Source organism: Bacillus sp. FSL R9-9492 (assembly GCF_038007365.1).
In the GTDB taxonomy this organism is placed as follows: domain Bacteria; phylum Bacillota; class Bacilli; order Bacillales; family Bacillaceae_G; genus Bacillus_A; species Bacillus_A mycoides.
In genome coordinates, this window is the sequence record NZ_JBBOXC010000001.1 from 5281092 (window position 1) to 5297137 (window position 16046).

Consider the following 16046-nt stretch of genomic DNA (forward strand, 5'->3'; position numbering starts at 1 on the left):
AGAGAGTTTTCTCTCTAATACACTAGTGAATTACTCATAACGAAGTGCTTCAATTGGATCTAATTTCGCTGCTTTGTTTGCTGGAATTAATCCGAAAATAATACCTAGTGTCATAGAGAACAATACGCCCCCAACGACAACTTCCCATGAAACGAGCGGTGGCCACTTCGCAAATGTGGAAACGATATATGCCCCGCCATACCCAAGACCAATTCCGATTAAACCACCTAGAAGCGTTAGCATAACTGCTTCAATTAAAAACTGTAATAAAATTTTACTACGTGTTGCTCCAAGCGCTTTACGCACTCCGATTTCACGCGTACGCTCCGTTACAGATACGAGCATGATGTTCATTACACCAATACCACCAACGACTAATGAAATACCAGCGATACCGCCGATGATCATCGTCATAATATTAGTCATTTTTGAAATACCTTCTTGAAGTTCTTTTAAATTCATAACCTCGTATTTACCAGTTGCATCAGTCGGTTTACGACTGTTTAAGACATCAGCAGCCTTTTTACCTGCTTTTTCTAAATTATCTACATTTTTCGCTTGAACAGAAATATTTTGAATTTCATCTTTTCCATACAGTGTCGGCCATAATGAAATCGGAACTAGTGCTTCTGACGGTCCCATTCCCATAAACTCGTTATCTGATTTGTAGACACCGATAATTTGCATCGGTTGACCTTTCATTTCAATAATTTTACCGACTGGATTGGCATCCTTAAACACCTTTTCTTCCATTTGTTTACTAATCATGACAACATTATTACCTTGATCCACATCTGATTCTTGTAAAGAACGTCCCTTTAACAACTTTACTTTATTTACTGCAAAGTACTCACTGTCTAATCCAGTAATATTCACCATTTCTATTTTATCTTCAATATCAATTGGTTCCATACTTGAATTTGTTGTTACAACATGTGCGATATCTGGAATTTTTTTAATTTCAAAAATATCTTCTTCAGTTATCTTCGGTGCTTCTACCATCGCCATACCAAAAGGATCATTCATATCGGCACTATAATGAATCGGTACCGTTTGATTACCTGATCCAACAAATTGGGATTTCAGTGCAGCTTCCCCGCCTTGCCCAATCGCAACGACGGTAATAATAGAGCCTACACCGATAATAATCCCTAGCATCGTCAAAGCTGAGCGTAGTTTATGAGCTAAAATAGACGATAAGGCAATTTTCATACTATCTAGTAAACTCATACTGCACACCTTCTATCTTCTGTAACTTTCCCATCTCGCAGTACAATGCGGCGGGAAGAATACGCTGCTACCTCTTCTTCATGCGTAACCATAACAATCGTCGTACCTTCTGCATTGAGCTTCGTGAAAATATCCATAACTTGTGCACCAGACTTCGTATCAAGTGCACCTGTCGGCTCATCGGCCATAATAAACGTTGGATTATTCGCAATCGATCTCGCAATCGCTACACGTTGCTTCTGTCCACCTGATAACTCACTAGGTAAATGATGGACTCTATCTGATAATCCAACTTTTCCAAGCGCTTCAAGGGCTCTCTGACGACGCTCTGCTTTCTTCACCCCACCATAGATGAGCGGAAGTTCAACGTTTTCCACTGCGGAAAGACGCGGCAGCAAATTAAAGTGCTGGAATACAAAACCGATATATTCATTACGAATTAAAGCTAGTTTTGACTCGTCTGCTGTTAAGATATTCACATCATTCAACATATATTCACCTTCTGTTGGACGATCTAAACAACCGATAATATTCATAAGCGTTGATTTACCAGAACCAGACGGTCCCATAATAGAAACGAACTCACCGCTTTGAATTGTTAAACTAATACCATGTAAAATCGGCACTGCCAATTTTCCTTGATAATATGTTTTAGCAATATTATTTAACGTAATCATTTCTCTTTCACTTCCATTCCGTCATACACGTCGTCGGAAGGATTTTTAACCACCTTTTGCCCCACTGTTGCGCCTTCAACAATCTCTGTCCAGTCTCCATCAGTAGAACCTTTTTTCACATTTTGTTTACGAAGCTTTCCTTTCTCTTCAATATAAACAAATGCATCTTCGCCTTTTTCTACAATGCTCTTACTTGGAACAGCAATCATCGTCTTATTCTCTAAATTTACTTGCAGAGAAACGTGATAACCTGGAGATAAACCATCTTGGCTATCAAGACTTGCTTTATATGTATATTGAGACATATTTTGAGTTCCCTCACCAGCAGCTTGAGCCATCTCTGCACTCGTTGGGAATTCACTTACTTCCGTAATCTTACCTGTCCACTTTTTCTTATTATTTGCTTTCGCAGTTACAGTGAACGTTTGATCTTTTTGAATTTGTGACTTTTGAAGCTCTGTTAAAGTCCCTTGAACTTGGAACGGGTCTTTAGAAGCAACTTGTAAAAATGCTTTCCCTTGACCACCTAATGCCTGAGATGAACTTTGCGCTGCATCCTTATCTAACTTCTGTACAACACCAGTGAAATTACTATAAATCGTAAGTTCTTTCTGTTTTTTACTTAACTCTTCTTTTTGTAACTTCCCTTTTTCTTTCTCAAGGTCAGTTGTCTTTTGTGCCATTTCTAACTCACTCACTTGCTCTTCCATTGGGTCTGTTACTTCTTTCCCAGCCCCACTATCTTTTACCTTCTTAATTTCTTTCTTCAATGAATCAATCTTCTTTTTCCCTTGATCGTAACGCATATCAGCCATCTTCTGATCAAGATCAGCTTGCTTCATTTGAAGATTAATTTCTTCATTATCATAAGAGAATAGTTTCGTTCCTTTTTCTACCTCTTGTCCTTCTTTCACTTCAATATCTTTCACTTTTCCTTTGGCCGGATCCGCATAGAAACTTTCAATATTTCCTGGCTTCACTTGACCAGAAATTAACTTCGTATTATTAAGCTTTCGCTCTGTCACCTTCTCAAAGCTCACAGCATCAGTCGTTGTTGCTGCGCCTTTCTTCTTGCCTTGCATTACAAAAATATTAACTGCTGCTACAATAACAATTAGTGCAATAACTCCGATGATAATCCATTTCTTCTTCTTGTTTGGAGTACGAACCGTATTTGGTAACATATTCTCTCTCCTTTTATATCTTAATAGTTTAATAGATATTTAATTGTATAAAACTTTCGGAAAATTGCATCCCCACTTACATTGTTACACTCATTTTACAAAGTTTTACACAATCATTTATATTGTAACAAAAATACCAATGATTAGAAATATGACATTCTATCTTTTAAGATAGTTTTAAGGAAAGGTTTCCTTATATAAAAAAAGCGATCCAAAATAATGATTGGATCGCTTTTCTGAATAAACTATTACGCCACTTTAGGACCTTTTCTCTCATGTCCACGTTGAACGATAAATAAGAATACTGTTGATAAAATACCGCCTGCTAATAGTAAGATGAAACAGCCATCCCAGCCAGAACGATCAACAATAACACCAATTGCTGCGTTTGCTACAAGACTTCCGCCTACATAACCGAACAGACCACACATACCAACTGTTGTACCTACTGCAAATTTCGGTACTAATTCCATCGCACTTAAACCGATTAAAAACTGTGGTACGTAAATTAAACAACCGATAATAGAAACTGCAATACTTACAACAAGTACGCTAGATGCTTGCCAATATACAACCGTACCAACAACAACTCCGGCCATACTCATAATACATAATGGCATACGTTTTCCTTTAAATAACTTATCACTTAAAAGACCAACGATTAATGAACTTGGAATTGCCATCCCTTCAAAAATCGCGTATGCAGCATGCGCTTCTGCTTTTGAAAAACCTTTAACTGTCGTTAAATAAAGTGGAACCCAGTTAATAACACCGAAACGAATTAAGTAAACGAATGCATTCGCAATACATAAATACCAAACGAACTTATTTTTCACTACATATTTCATTAAAATTTCTTTTGGTGACATCTTGTTAGCATTGTCTGCTTTTTCAAGATTTTCATAGTCATTACGATACTCATCAATTGGAGGAAGACCTTCAGATTCTGGTGTATCCTTCGCATTAATCCAAACAAGAACTGAAATTACCATTGCGATAATCGCGGGGAAAATAAATACCCCGCCTTGCCAATGATTTTCACCGAAAATACCTACACCAATTCCGACAAGGGGCGGCACTAGCATCCCGCCAACGTTATGTGAAATATTCCAAATACCTGTTTTCGTACCACGTTCTTTCTTCGAGAACCATTTTGTCATAACGATACTACAAGGTGGTGCTCCCATACCTTGTACAATACCGTTCAGAACAAGTAATGTAACAATCATCCCAAATGAATTTGCAAACCCGAAACAAATATTTACAAGCCCTGATAAGAATAAACCGACTGCGATAAAGCGCTGGGCGAAAGCTTTATCTGACAAATTCCCCATAAAGAACTTACTAAATCCATAAACGATTGCCATTACTGAACCTAGTAGTCCAATTTGAGCTGTACTAAAACCATATTCTTGTACTAAATACGTACTTGATAACGTAAAGTTACTACGCACTAAATAATAAGCAGCATATCCAACTGAAATTCCAATTAGTACACGAATACGCAGTAATGTATATACTTTAGCGATCATATCCGCTGGTAATCTCTCAATTGCAGGTGCTGGCTTAAGCCATTTAAACATATTCTTTCGTCTCCTTTTCTCACGGCTGAGAGAGACGTTGTCTATTCCATATCTCGATTATTCCACTATTTGATATATTTTGGTTTGTCCTTCTAACTGGCTGACCTTCTATCTCTTTCTGATTCTTCGCAAACATCGTCGGTACGCCAAACGAAACTTTTTCTAAAATGTGCCCCGCTTCTTCTGATAAACAATAATCAATAAATAAATCCGCAATAATACCACTCGGTGCACGTTTTAGCTTCGAAATCGCATTAACAGACAACCCTGTTTGCTCAGGTTCATTACTTGCAATAGGAAAGCCTTGTTTCTGAAGCATTCTCTGATCTCCCGCAAAATTGATGCCTATCATATATTCACCGCTCGCAACCAGTTCCGCGGGCATATAACCATTCACCGTTACTTCACCAACTTGCCTTGCAAGATTCTTAACATACTCTTTCGCTTCTCTTTCACCTAAAGTATCAATAAGTGATTGAAACAAAGTATATGCTGTGCCGGAAACATTTGGATCAGGCATTGCAATCTTACCCGTATATACCGGATCTAATAAATCTTGCCACCTTGATGGATATGGAAGACCGAGCGGCGCTATTTCTTCATTCCACCGCTCTTTATTAATCGCAATTGCCAATTTCTCCACTTCGTAACCGTACCAATAACCGTCTTTATCTTTAACAGTCTTTGAAATACGATTCGCATGCTGGCTCGTAACAGGAATAGAAAGGTTCTTTTGCTTCATCATTTGATGCGCATCTACTGTACCGCCAATAATAATATCCGCCTTCGGATTTCCAGCTTCCTCTTCTACTCTCCGAAGAAGTTCTTCTGTCGATAGACGAATAAATTCATATGTACACCCGCGTTGTTTACAAAATGACGAAAGCAAAGCTTCACCAACTTCCTCGCGGGCCGCTACATACGCAACGAGATGACGATCATTCAAAATAGGGAGACCACTTTTATTATATTTAATAGAGGTTGTATCTCGAGAGCAACTAGACATCGCTCCTCCGATTACTAGCAAAAAGAAGAAAAAGGCTATCTTTCTCATGACACACTCTCCTTTACAAGTAATTCTGCTAGGGAGCCCTTCATATACATGACATTCCCGTTATTATCACCGAGATATTGCACAACAAAGTAAGATGGATACACAGAAATAGTTAGAATATCCTCCCGCTCATTCTTTACACGTTTACCTGTTTTATAGGCAGTAATATAAGCAATCGGCTCATTCTGTGATTGTAATAATTTCTGAATTTCTCCGTAATCTGTAATTTGCTTTGCGTATCGAATAGAATCAAATATTTGCGTAAGATCTATAGTACGTATTACATCCCCTTGCCTCACTACAACTTCCTTTGCCTCCGCAAAGAAATTACTAATGCGCTCTGGTGTATAATACAGACTTAACAAATACGTTTGAAATGCTGAGATCATCGGATCCGTGCCATTCTTTCCGTATACATTAGCCTCATACTGGAACAAGTCACCTACTGCAAAAGTACGTTTATGTCCATTCAAGTACGTTACTTCTCCAGTAAATACTTGTTCTTGATTCTTAGCTTCTCTCGGCTCTATTCGAATTCGGTCAAAGAATGAAACAATCGTATGCAAACGAACTTCATCCGTTACAACAATTTCTCCCCACTTCTCATGCCTTACTTTCACTTCAGTAGGAAGGGATTCATTCACTCTTTGTAAAACGGCTTGTTTGTCATCCACAATTGTGATTCGATTATATATTTGCTTCTCAATAACATAAAACAAAATAAGAGAAACGATCATACAAAAGACAAACATAAGAATTTGAAATGATAGCCTTTTCATTTCTGCCTACCTCCAAGATAAAAAAACGTTGTTTCGAAAATACCGCATAATTGTTTCATAAATGTATCATTTAACCGCTTTCAAGTTTTTTATGTCTTCCATCCGTCTCGGAAGTAAAAATGTAATGCATATTGTAGTCCCCATCTCTTCACTACTCTCAATTCGCATACTTCCGCCTTGCTTCTTCATAATCTCCTGACAAATGTATAAGCCATAGCCATTCCCGTAACTTGAAGGAAGCACCTTACCTTCCGGAGACTCATTCCATTCTGCAAGCACACCTTCATCCATACCAATACCATCATCATGAACAAAAACTTTCGCTTCCTGCTCATTTATAATTACATTCATACGAACTTGCGTAGCATCACTATATTTAATCGCATTATCAAGCACATTCAAGAAAATTTGCTTCGTCTTATCAAAATCCGCAACGACGTGTACTTCTGTTAACTCATTCATAACTTCAATTTCAAACTGCTGCAACCTAAGTTTCACAATCGAAACTGCTTCTTCTGCCAATTCTTTAATATTCACGACTGTAGGTGACACTTCAAACGTACTCTTCCCGTACTTTGAAGACTTAAGTAATTCCTCTACAAGTGATAATAGACGCTCACTTTCTACAGACACATAACGGAGGCTCTCCTGCACATCTTCCTTCGATTGTAACTTCGGAATTAAATCTACATAACCGATAATCGCTGTTAGCGGTGTTTTCAGCTCATGCGTAATGCGGTCCAAGAAATCTTTCTGTTTCTCTTTCTCTTCCTTCAGCTGCTTAATATGCAGCTCAATCCCATCAGCCATCGCATTAAAGGACGCTGAAAGCTGCGCAATTTCCACATACTCATTCAGCTCAATCTTACTTTCATAATCTCCATTCGCAAGCCGATATGCCATTTGCCTTAACTGATCAATTGGTTTATGAAGAGACTTCGCCAAACGAATCGCAAAGAAAATACTAGCAGCTACTAAACAAAGAGACGTCATTAAAAACGTCCAACTTACATTTGTTAAAACTTCCTTCTCGTCCGTTAACTCATTTATAAAACGAATACTTCCAATGACATCGTTTCCATAATAAACCGGACTTGAAAACAAAAGAATTGGAGCTGGATCTCCCTCCTCGAAAACATAAGATTTCTTTCCCTTCAAAGAACTCTCAATATCGATATTCCGATGAAGTAACGCTCCTTTTTGTGTATCTGCAACAACATCTCCATTCTTCCCAATCATCTGCACTCGGACATCCATTCGCTTCGCTAAATACGAAGCAATTAAAAGCGAATTAGGCCCTAGCGTCTCTACTTCTGCTTCTTTCTCTAAATAATTCATCGTATAAATTTGCGCTTCCACACTTAACTTTTCTAAGGAATCTGCCGCATTATGATACACATTCTTCTCCAGTGCAATATAAACAACCGCATACAAAAGAACAAGAATTGGAATCAACAATCCAACTATCCCAAACACCATATTTCGTTTTAAAGACATATCATCACCTTTTAGCAATCCAGCTTATATCCCACACCATAAATTGTCTTAATATACTCCCCGCTCGTACCTAGTTTCTTTCGAAGCCTTTGCACCATAATATCAACCGCTCTCGTATTTCCGATATACTCAAACCCCCATACCTTCTCTAATAGCTCATCTCTCATGAATACACGCTGCGGATTCGAAACAAACAACTGACATAAATTAAACTCTCGGTACGTTAACTGAATCTCCTGCCCACTCACATGAAGCTTTCGTTCCTTTGGACAAATAAGTAAATCACCAGCCCCAATCACCTCATGATTTAAAGGAACCTCCTTCTTCTTCACGCGCCGCGCCATATTCTTCACCCGAAGAATAAGCTCCGCATAATTAAAAGGCTTCGTCACATAATCATCCGCTCCAAGCTGAAGACCAAGTAACTTATCATTCATCTGACTCTTTGCAGTTAACATAAGCACCGGAATATCACGATCCTTCTCTCTGAATAAACGTAATAACTCATACCCATCCGTATCAGGAAGCATCACATCTAAAATAAGTACATCTGGCTGCTCATTCCATCTCTCTAAAGCTTCTCTCCCATCAGCCGCCGTCAATACTTCATACCCTTCCATCTCTAACTGCATCCGAATCAAATTACGAATACTCGATTCATCATCTACTACAAGTATTTTCATCATTCTCCTCCTCTCGTCCTGTATTATAGTACAGTTTAGTATAGCAAAAATAAGACAAAAAAAGAGAGGGTATTGTCGAACATATTTTGTCGACGATACCCTCTCTCATTTATTATTTAGCCACAAAATAATCCGTTACATATTGTGCCCAAACTTCATGTCCCTTAGCACTTGGGAAACCGAACTCTGTTTGTAAGTACGGTAAAATCGCTTTCGTTGTTGCATCAGGCCATGCTCCCCAATGATCAACATATGTATAACCATTTTGCGTCGCAAATTGTTTTAATGCTTCAATTGCTTTTGGATAGTTCTTCGCACCATACACTGGATTTGATGGCTGAATCATAATTGTAGCGCCTTTTGCACTAGTAGAAAGTGCTTGCACAAACTTCTGTGTACTCGATACAGAATTTCCATTACCAGTTTTTCCGTTGTCGGTAATAAATGGTGGTTCAAATAAAATTACATCCGGATTGTCTTTCGCAATCTCTTTATCGCGTTTATTCGCAATTAATTCCTCTGTACTTTCACCCTTATATTCCTTTACCGTCACATTCCATAAACCTTTACCGTAAGAAGCCTCTAAATTAGCAGTGAACTTAGCTACCCAAGCATCTTTTTCAGATGAAGAAGCTTCATCACCAACAATAACAAGATTTACTGCCTTCTTATCCTGAGCAGCTTTCTTTAACTTCTCTTTCACTGCATCTGGCAAGTTCTTTGCGTATGCTTCATTAAAAGATGACTTTGCATCTTGTTTTTTCTCTTCTTTCTTAGCTCCGCTATCTTTCACTTCAGCCTTTGTTTTCGTTACCTCACTCGTTTGTCCTGTTGCATTCGCAACCTTCTTATTCCAATATAGTTTACCGCTCACAACCGAAGCAATAAACAATACAAAAATAAATAGGACAACTACTGCTTTCTTATTCATCGATTCACCTCATCTATTAATCTCACAATATATAATACTAATATAAATTCAAGCAAAAATAAACCCAACTCCTTCCAAGAGAGTTGGGTCCAATACATATTACTTAGTCAATTCAAGATGTGCTTTCAACTTATTCGTTAAATCTTGTTTTGCTGCATCTGGAACATAGTAGTACCAAATACCATCAGCGGCTTTGTGACCGTCGCCTGGGATTTGGATATCCTCACTGTTCTGCAGACAATTTTTATAATTCTTTTGCATATCAAACATTTGATCTTGCGTTAAGTTTGTTTTCACATTCTTTTGAATCGCTGTAAGTACATCACCATAGCTTGATAAAGAAGAGAAGCTTGCGCCTTTCTTAATAACAGCCTGCATCACTTGACGTTGACGCATTTGACGGCCGAAATCACCGCGAGGGTCTTCTTTACGCATACGTGTGAATGATAGTGCTTCTTCACCTGTTAAATGAATATTACCTTTAGCAAAATGATGCTTATCTTGCGTAAATTCTAAATCGTTATTTACATCTACACCACCGACTGCATCTACAATATCTTTAAACCCTTCCATGTTCACTTCAATATAATAATTGATAGGAACATTTAAGAATTTTTCTACAGTCGCTACAGACATATCTACGCCACCAAATGCATAAGCATGATTGATTTTATCACTTTTACCTTTTCCAACGATTTCTGTATATGTATCACGAGGGATACTTACTGTTTTCATTGAATTATTTTTAGGGTTTAACGTGATAACCATTAAAGAGTCTGAACGTCCTTTGTCTTCACCGCGTTCATCGGCTCCTAGTAATAGGATAGATACAGGTTCAGAATTACTAATTTTTTCTTCTTGTTTATTACCTTGATCACGCTTTAATGGTTTATGAACTTCATCTAATGTTTTTGAAACAGAAGAGTATATATTATAGGCATAAATTCCTCCACCTATAATTAGTACTCCTATAATCCCTAATATCCAAAATAGGATTTTCTTTTTCATAGTTTTAACCTTCCTTCTTCAGGCGCTACTATCAAATTATTATGATGTCAAAATACATTATACATGTAATTGACTTTTGAAGCCAAAGCATATTGATAACTTGATAAAAATTTCGCACCATTTAACGAATCTTCTAGTTAATAACTTCTTGATACCCCTTCTTATTCTCAGATTGCCATCTCCAGGAGTCTGCACACATCTCTTCTAATCCGCGTTTTGCTTCCCATCCTAATTCACGCTTCGCTTTCGATGCATCTGCAAAACATACTGCCACATCACCAGGACGACGCTCCGTAATTTTATAAGGAACTTTCTTGCCTGAAACTTTTTCAAATGCTTCAACCATTTCCAACACACTATAACCAGTACCTGTACCGAGATTATATGCATCTATCCCAGTAGTGCCAAGTACCTTTTCAAGCGCCTTTACATGGCCATTTGCTAAGTCTACAACATGAATGTAATCACGGACGCCTGTTCCATCTTTCGTTGGGTAGTCGTTTCCAAACACACTTAATTCCTTTAACTTACCTACCGCTACTTGTGTTACATATGGCATTAAGTTATTTGGAATTCCATTTGGGTCTTCTCCAATTCGTCCACTTTCATGTGCACCAAATGGATTGAAATAGCGAAGTAATGCAATACTCCATTCCTCATCCGCAAATGCTACATCACGCATAATTTGTTCAATCATTAATTTCGTTTGACCATATGGATTTGTTGCACTTAATGGAAACTCCTCCGTAATTGGTGATGTTTCTGGGATACCATACACTGTTGCAGATGAACTGAAGATCATCTTCTTCACATCATGCTTCTGCATCACTTCACATAGCACTAATGTGCTTGTAATGTTGTTATGATAATACGTTAACGGAATTGCTACTGATTCTCCTACAGCCTTAAAGCCTGCAAAGTGAATAACAGCTTCAATTGTATTTTCTTCAAAAATCGTATCAAGTGCTTCGCGATTTAAAATATCTTCTTTATAAAACTTAAACTGTTTTCCTGTTATCTCTTTCACTCGATTTATAGACTCTACCGAGCTATTCGAAAGATTATCTACTACTATAATTTCGTAACCGTTTTTTAGTAATTCTACGCATGTATGACTACCAATATATCCTGCTCCACCTGTTACAAGTACTGCCATAATCCCAAACCTCCAGTTACTACATATCCTTATAATAAGCATATAAAAATTAGCCTAGCTATATAATTTAAATTAGCTAGGTTAATAAAACAACTTCTTAATTTACAGAAAATATTCTTACAGATTCTCATTCCTATAATTTATTTTTATAATTATAAAGAAACCTTTTCACGAACTACAGCTGGTCTTCCCACTGAATAGTAGTCTACATTAAATTTCTTCACATATTCTAAACCATGGCAATTACGTCCATCAAAAATAATAGGTTGTTTCATTAATTTGATATACTGTTCAATAGGGAATTCCTTTATATCCTCCCATTCAGTTACAATAATTGTTACATCGGCGTTTTTAACTGCTCCTTCAACAGAAGATGCATATTGAACCTCATTAGGTAATATTTTCTTTGCATTTTCAGTAGCAATTGGATCATAAGCTATGACCTTTGCACCCATTTTTACTAAATCATTTGCAATAACAATAGATGCTGCTTCTCTCATATCATCAGTATTTGGTTTAAAAGCTAAACCAAGCATAGCTACTTGTTTTCCTTCCATATTACCTAATACATTTTTTATCTTTTCAACGATTGATGCCTGCTGATTATTATTTACTGTAATAACTGATTTTAACAGATCAAAATCATGCTCTACATTACCAGCAATTTGTATTAAAGCATGTGTATCTTTTGGGAAACAAGAACCACCATATCCAATACCCGCTTTTAAAAATTGTGTACCAATTCTTTTATCTAATCCCATACCATTAGCTACATGCTCTACATCCGCACCTAACTTTTCGCAAATATTAGCAATTTCATTAATAAAACTAATTTTTGTAGCTAAGAAAGCATTTGCTGCATATTTAATCATTTCTGAGCTTCTAATTGTTGTTTTAAAAACAGGAACATTAAAAGGTTTATTCACTTCTTCCATAACATCGGCAGTTTTGGCATCATCAGCCCCAATAACTATACGATCTCCATAGAAACTATCGTGAATTGCAGAACCCTCTCTTAAAAATTCTGGATTCGATACCATGCTAATTTTTACATCTGCTTTTAAATTTTGCTGAATTAAATTTTTAACATGATCATTTGTGCCAACTGGAACCGTACTTTTAATTACTACAATCGAATCTTTTTTTAGATTATTAGCAATATCCAAAGCAACTTGTTCAATATATTGTAAATTTGCTGAACCATCTGCTTGCTGCGGCGTACCTACTGCTATATAAATAACATCTGCTTCTTCAATTCCTTGGCGACAATCCGTTGTAAATAACAGTCTATTTTCTTTAATATTTTTACTCATTAAGTCATCTAAACCAGGTTCATATATCGGTGAAATACCTTCTTTCATTTTCGCAACTTTATTCTCATCGATATCAATACAAGTTACACGATGCCCAATATCCGATAAACAAACCCCTGTTACTAGCCCTACATACCCTGTACCGAAAATAGCAATATTCATTTTTTATCCTCCTTAATTATTAACATTAAAAAAAGCCCTTTGAAGAAAAGGCTTTTAAAGCTTATTTAACAAAATGTTTTACAACTCCATTTAGGGCATAATTTATAAAGCACCATGCAGATTTCGGAATACTTAACCCTTCAATTTCTCTATATAATTTCCAATTCATTTTAGCCATTTTGAATTTTTTACTAGAAATAGAGTTTTCAACTTTTCTATACTTAGATAAAACCTCATCTAAGCCATAGGCATAATGGCCTTGTCTTAATATTTTCAACCATGTTGCAGTATCCTGACGGGTCCTAATGTTAGGCATTTGTACTTTCCCTAACTTCTCAATATCCAACATCACCGTTAAACAGCCAATTATTGTATTTTTTAATAATCCATTATAATTAATTTTTTCTGGTACATGTACAACTTTATCAGTAAGAGTACCGTCTTGATTCATAATTTGATAACCCGTAAATGAAAAAGCTACATCATTATTCTGCATAAAATCCAATTGTTTTTCTAATTTTTCGGGTAGCCATAAATCATCGCTATCTAAAAAAGCTACATACTTCCCTTTTGCGTTATTAATGCCTGTGTTCCTTGCAACCGCCGCTCCACAATTCTCCTGCAATTCAATTAATCGGATACGATTATCTTTCTTAATCTCTTCTTTTATTAATTCACAAGTATTATCTTTTGAAACATCATCTACAATAATCATTTCCCAATTTTTATAAGTTTGGAAATGAACTGATTGAATTGTTTCTTTAATAAAAGAACTTGCATTATAGGATGGGGTAACAATTGAAATTAGTGGTTGTTCTTTTGTTAAACTTCCATTTGAAGTTACTTCCATTGTTATAATACTCCTTTAAAATCTATATTAATATTAGCGCTTAAAAGTTATTAATTCAGACAGGCTTTTTCCAAATGAATATATTGGTCTTTCAATCGAATTAAATTTCTTTATAAGAAAAATGGTCATCATGCCTATACCAGGAACAGTACCTTTCATTCTCTTAAACAAGGGACCTTTTCCAATAAAAGTCTTAGAACTTATTACCTTATTTCCTTGATCTTTTTTCTTATGAAAAACAATAATTTGATTTACATAAGATATCTTATATTTCTTTTTTAACAAATCTACCAATAATATATTTTCCTCTCCTGATGGATAGTTTGCCCCTAATCCAAATCGCTCATCAAATATTAAATCTTCTCGATCGACCTCATTTAAATTAATAAAAAACTCTATGGATGAAATTTTTAAAACTCCACGGAAATTTAATACCTTTATAGAATCTATTGGATATTCTTTATAAAATTTTTGAACTTCAGGATCATAAATTTGAAAACTCAATGCTGAAACATCATTATTCTTGAATTCTTTTATAACCTGCTCAAATGCATTTTCAGGATACCAACAATCATCATCAGAAAAAGTTATAATTCCACCTTTTACAAATTTCAATCCTTGATTTCTTGCATAAGATAATCCCTTTTTCTCTAACCTAATATGCTTTAATTTCAATTCATATTCACTTACTATGTTCTCAATAACATTGTGATTATCCTGAGAAATAATGATTACATTTATTTTTTTATAACTTTGATTTTCCAAACTATTTAATAACCTTTTTATTTCCTCTATCCTTGTTCCTAGCGTTGGAACAATAACATTTATCATTATATTTTGATTCAACTTTCCAACCTCTCTTTTAAAATAATAAATTTTTAAAAGATGCTCCAAAGCTCTTCATATTGGCTACGTACATTATCCCACGTATTATTTACAGCTATTTTTTTCGCCTCATCTTTTAGTTTTATAGATACATCAGGGTTATCTAATAAAAAAATTATTTTTTCTTTCAATTCTTCTTCATCTTTCACAATGAATTTCTTTAATTCTGATCCTTCCAATAGATAACTCATTTGTACATTTTCACTCACAATAATAGGTGTACCTACGGCCATAGCCTCTAAAGGTGCTAATCCAAAAGTTTCATAAAAGCTATTTTGTATATATACATAAGAATTATAATAAGTATTAATTAATTCTTTTTGATTAAGGTTCCCGACATAATAAATTTTTTTATTGTCTATTAAACCTACTATATCCTCATGAGCATTTCCCTTTGGACCTGCAATAACAAAAATAAAATCATCTCTTTCAATCTCAGATATTACTTTAACTAAAGGGGATATTCCTTTGTATCTCGCTGTACCACTTGCCGTAAAGATAATTTTCTTATTATCATTATTCTTGAAGCCTAATTGACTATTTAAGATTTCTTCATTTTTTTCTTCCAAAAATAAATCATCTACTCCATTAGGGATTACTTGAATTTTAGCCTCGTTAATTACATAGTCTTCTGTAACCATTTTTTTTAATCCTGTAGATACGCAAATAATTTTATTTGCACGAGTAATTAATATCTTTTCAATTAAATAATGGAATCTATTATACTTTCCCTTAAAAAATATAGATTCTCGAGATACTAATCCATTCATAGTATAAAAAACTTTCTTTTGCATTATTTTTGCCAATACTAACGCCATTACGTTCACTCGAGTAAAACCAAAAATATGAACAGTTGACACCCTATTCAGCAAAATATATTTAATAATACAAAATAGTTGTCTATAGCTCACCACAACCATTGATGAGGTTATATTCTTCGTAATGTTTTCAAATACACGCTCTGGACCTGTCAGACTTTTTGTAGGGTTATCTATTTTCGGTCCTATAATTAATATTTTTTTCATTAATTCCACCATCATTTGCAAATGAGATT

General features: G+C 35.6%; 15 protein-coding genes. All 15 read right to left on the reverse strand.

Going from position 1 to position 16046, the window contains the following annotated elements; all coding sequences use genetic code 11:
• Window positions 1-30 precede the first annotated feature (30 nt).
• The gene (locus tag MKY70_RS27230; protein WP_061688704.1) at window positions 31-1230 is read right to left on the reverse strand and encodes an ABC transporter permease; all 1200 of its coding nucleotides are present in this window, start codon (window positions 1228-1230) and stop codon (window positions 31-33) included.
• Complete coding sequence (locus tag MKY70_RS27235; protein WP_002130002.1) at window positions 1227-1907, reverse strand: ABC transporter ATP-binding protein; 681 nt, start codon at window positions 1905-1907, stop codon at window positions 1227-1229. The genes MKY70_RS27230 and MKY70_RS27235 overlap by 4 nt, the downstream gene beginning before the upstream one ends.
• On the reverse strand, window positions 1904-3091 hold the full coding sequence (locus MKY70_RS27240) for an efflux RND transporter periplasmic adaptor subunit (protein WP_341026178.1): 1188 nt from the start codon (window positions 3089-3091) through the stop codon (window positions 1904-1906). Before MKY70_RS27240 ends, MKY70_RS27235 begins: the two co-directional genes overlap by 4 nt.
• A 248-nt stretch (window positions 3092-3339) precedes the next feature.
• Window positions 3340-4674 carry an MFS transporter gene (locus MKY70_RS27245; RefSeq protein WP_002144793.1) on the reverse strand — a complete coding sequence of 445 codons (1335 nt, stop codon included), beginning with the start codon at window positions 4672-4674 and terminating at the stop codon, window positions 3340-3342.
• Window positions 4675-4693: 19 nt separating this feature from the next.
• A complete protein-coding gene (locus MKY70_RS27250) occupies window positions 4694-5728 on the reverse strand; it encodes an ABC transporter substrate-binding protein (RefSeq protein WP_341026179.1) in 1035 nt (344 codons plus the stop codon).
• Window positions 5725-6507, reverse strand: coding sequence for a DUF3919 family protein (locus tag MKY70_RS27255; protein ID WP_341026180.1), 783 nt, complete (start codon window positions 6505-6507; stop codon window positions 5725-5727). The genes MKY70_RS27250 and MKY70_RS27255 overlap by 4 nt, the downstream gene beginning before the upstream one ends.
• Window positions 6508-6573: 66 nt before the next feature.
• Complete coding sequence (locus MKY70_RS27260) at window positions 6574-8004, reverse strand: HAMP domain-containing sensor histidine kinase (protein WP_341026441.1); 1431 nt, start codon at window positions 8002-8004, stop codon at window positions 6574-6576.
• An 11-nt stretch (window positions 8005-8015) separates the two neighbouring features.
• Complete coding sequence (locus tag MKY70_RS27265) at window positions 8016-8687, reverse strand: response regulator transcription factor (RefSeq protein WP_341026181.1); 672 nt, start codon at window positions 8685-8687, stop codon at window positions 8016-8018.
• Between the two features lie 112 nt (window positions 8688-8799).
• Window positions 8800-9618: an SGNH/GDSL hydrolase family protein gene (locus tag MKY70_RS27270; protein WP_341026182.1), complete on the reverse strand. Its 819-nt coding sequence runs from the start codon at window positions 9616-9618 to the stop codon at window positions 8800-8802.
• A 99-nt stretch (window positions 9619-9717) separates the two neighbouring features.
• Window positions 9718-10626, reverse strand: a complete 909-nt coding sequence (tagU, locus tag MKY70_RS27275) for a polyisoprenyl-teichoic acid--peptidoglycan teichoic acid transferase TagU (RefSeq protein WP_445662071.1) — start codon at window positions 10624-10626, stop codon at window positions 9718-9720.
• A gap of 133 nt (window positions 10627-10759) precedes the next feature.
• The gene (galE, locus tag MKY70_RS27280) at window positions 10760-11782 is read right to left on the reverse strand and encodes a UDP-glucose 4-epimerase GalE (RefSeq protein WP_341026183.1); all 1023 of its coding nucleotides are present in this window, start codon (window positions 11780-11782) and stop codon (window positions 10760-10762) included.
• 152 nt (window positions 11783-11934) lie between these two features.
• Window positions 11935-13257 carry a UDP-glucose dehydrogenase family protein gene (locus MKY70_RS27285; RefSeq protein WP_341026185.1) on the reverse strand — a complete coding sequence of 441 codons (1323 nt, stop codon included), beginning with the start codon at window positions 13255-13257 and terminating at the stop codon, window positions 11935-11937.
• 61 nt (window positions 13258-13318) lie between these two features.
• Window positions 13319-14107 carry a glycosyltransferase family 2 protein gene (locus MKY70_RS27290; protein WP_341026188.1) on the reverse strand — a complete coding sequence of 263 codons (789 nt, stop codon included), beginning with the start codon at window positions 14105-14107 and terminating at the stop codon, window positions 13319-13321.
• Between the two features lie 33 nt (window positions 14108-14140).
• Window positions 14141-14953, reverse strand: a complete 813-nt coding sequence (locus MKY70_RS27295; protein WP_341026190.1) for a glycosyltransferase family A protein — start codon at window positions 14951-14953, stop codon at window positions 14141-14143.
• A gap of 32 nt (window positions 14954-14985) precedes the next feature.
• Window positions 14986-16017, reverse strand: coding sequence for a glycosyltransferase family 4 protein (locus tag MKY70_RS27300; protein ID WP_341026192.1), 1032 nt, complete (start codon window positions 16015-16017; stop codon window positions 14986-14988).
• Between the last annotated feature and the right edge of the window lie 29 nt (window positions 16018-16046).

Coding starts and splice junctions, on each gene's coding strand:
- MKY70_RS27235 (WP_002130002.1), bottom strand. CDS start 1,907: ATGATTACGTTAAATAATATTGCTAAAACATATTATCAAGGAAAATTG.
- MKY70_RS27290 (WP_341026188.1), bottom strand. CDS start 14,107: ATGGAAGTAACTTCAAATGGAAGTTTAACAAAAGAACAACCACTAATT.
- MKY70_RS27250 (WP_341026179.1), bottom strand. CDS start 5,728: ATGAGAAAGATAGCCTTTTTCTTCTTTTTGCTAGTAATCGGAGGAGCG.
- MKY70_RS27260 (WP_341026441.1), bottom strand. CDS start 8,004: ATGTCTTTAAAACGAAATATGGTGTTTGGGATAGTTGGATTGTTGATT.
- MKY70_RS27230 (WP_061688704.1), bottom strand. CDS start 1,230: ATGAGTTTACTAGATAGTATGAAAATTGCCTTATCGTCTATTTTAGCT.
- MKY70_RS27270 (WP_341026182.1), bottom strand. CDS start 9,618: ATGAATAAGAAAGCAGTAGTTGTCCTATTTATTTTTGTATTGTTTATT.
- MKY70_RS27265 (WP_341026181.1), bottom strand. CDS start 8,687: ATGAAAATACTTGTAGTAGATGATGAATCGAGTATTCGTAATTTGATT.
- MKY70_RS27300 (WP_341026192.1), bottom strand. CDS start 16,017: ATGAAAAAAATATTAATTATAGGACCGAAAATAGATAACCCTACAAAA.
- galE (WP_341026183.1), bottom strand. CDS start 11,782: ATGGCAGTACTTGTAACAGGTGGAGCAGGATATATTGGTAGTCATACA.
- MKY70_RS27285 (WP_341026185.1), bottom strand. CDS start 13,257: ATGAATATTGCTATTTTCGGTACAGGGTATGTAGGGCTAGTAACAGGG.
- tagU (WP_445662071.1), bottom strand. CDS start 10,626: ATGAAAAAGAAAATCCTATTTTGGATATTAGGGATTATAGGAGTACTA.
- MKY70_RS27240 (WP_341026178.1), bottom strand. CDS start 3,091: ATGTTACCAAATACGGTTCGTACTCCAAACAAGAAGAAGAAATGGATT.
- MKY70_RS27245 (WP_002144793.1), bottom strand. CDS start 4,674: ATGTTTAAATGGCTTAAGCCAGCACCTGCAATTGAGAGATTACCAGCG.
- MKY70_RS27255 (WP_341026180.1), bottom strand. CDS start 6,507: ATGAAAAGGCTATCATTTCAAATTCTTATGTTTGTCTTTTGTATGATC.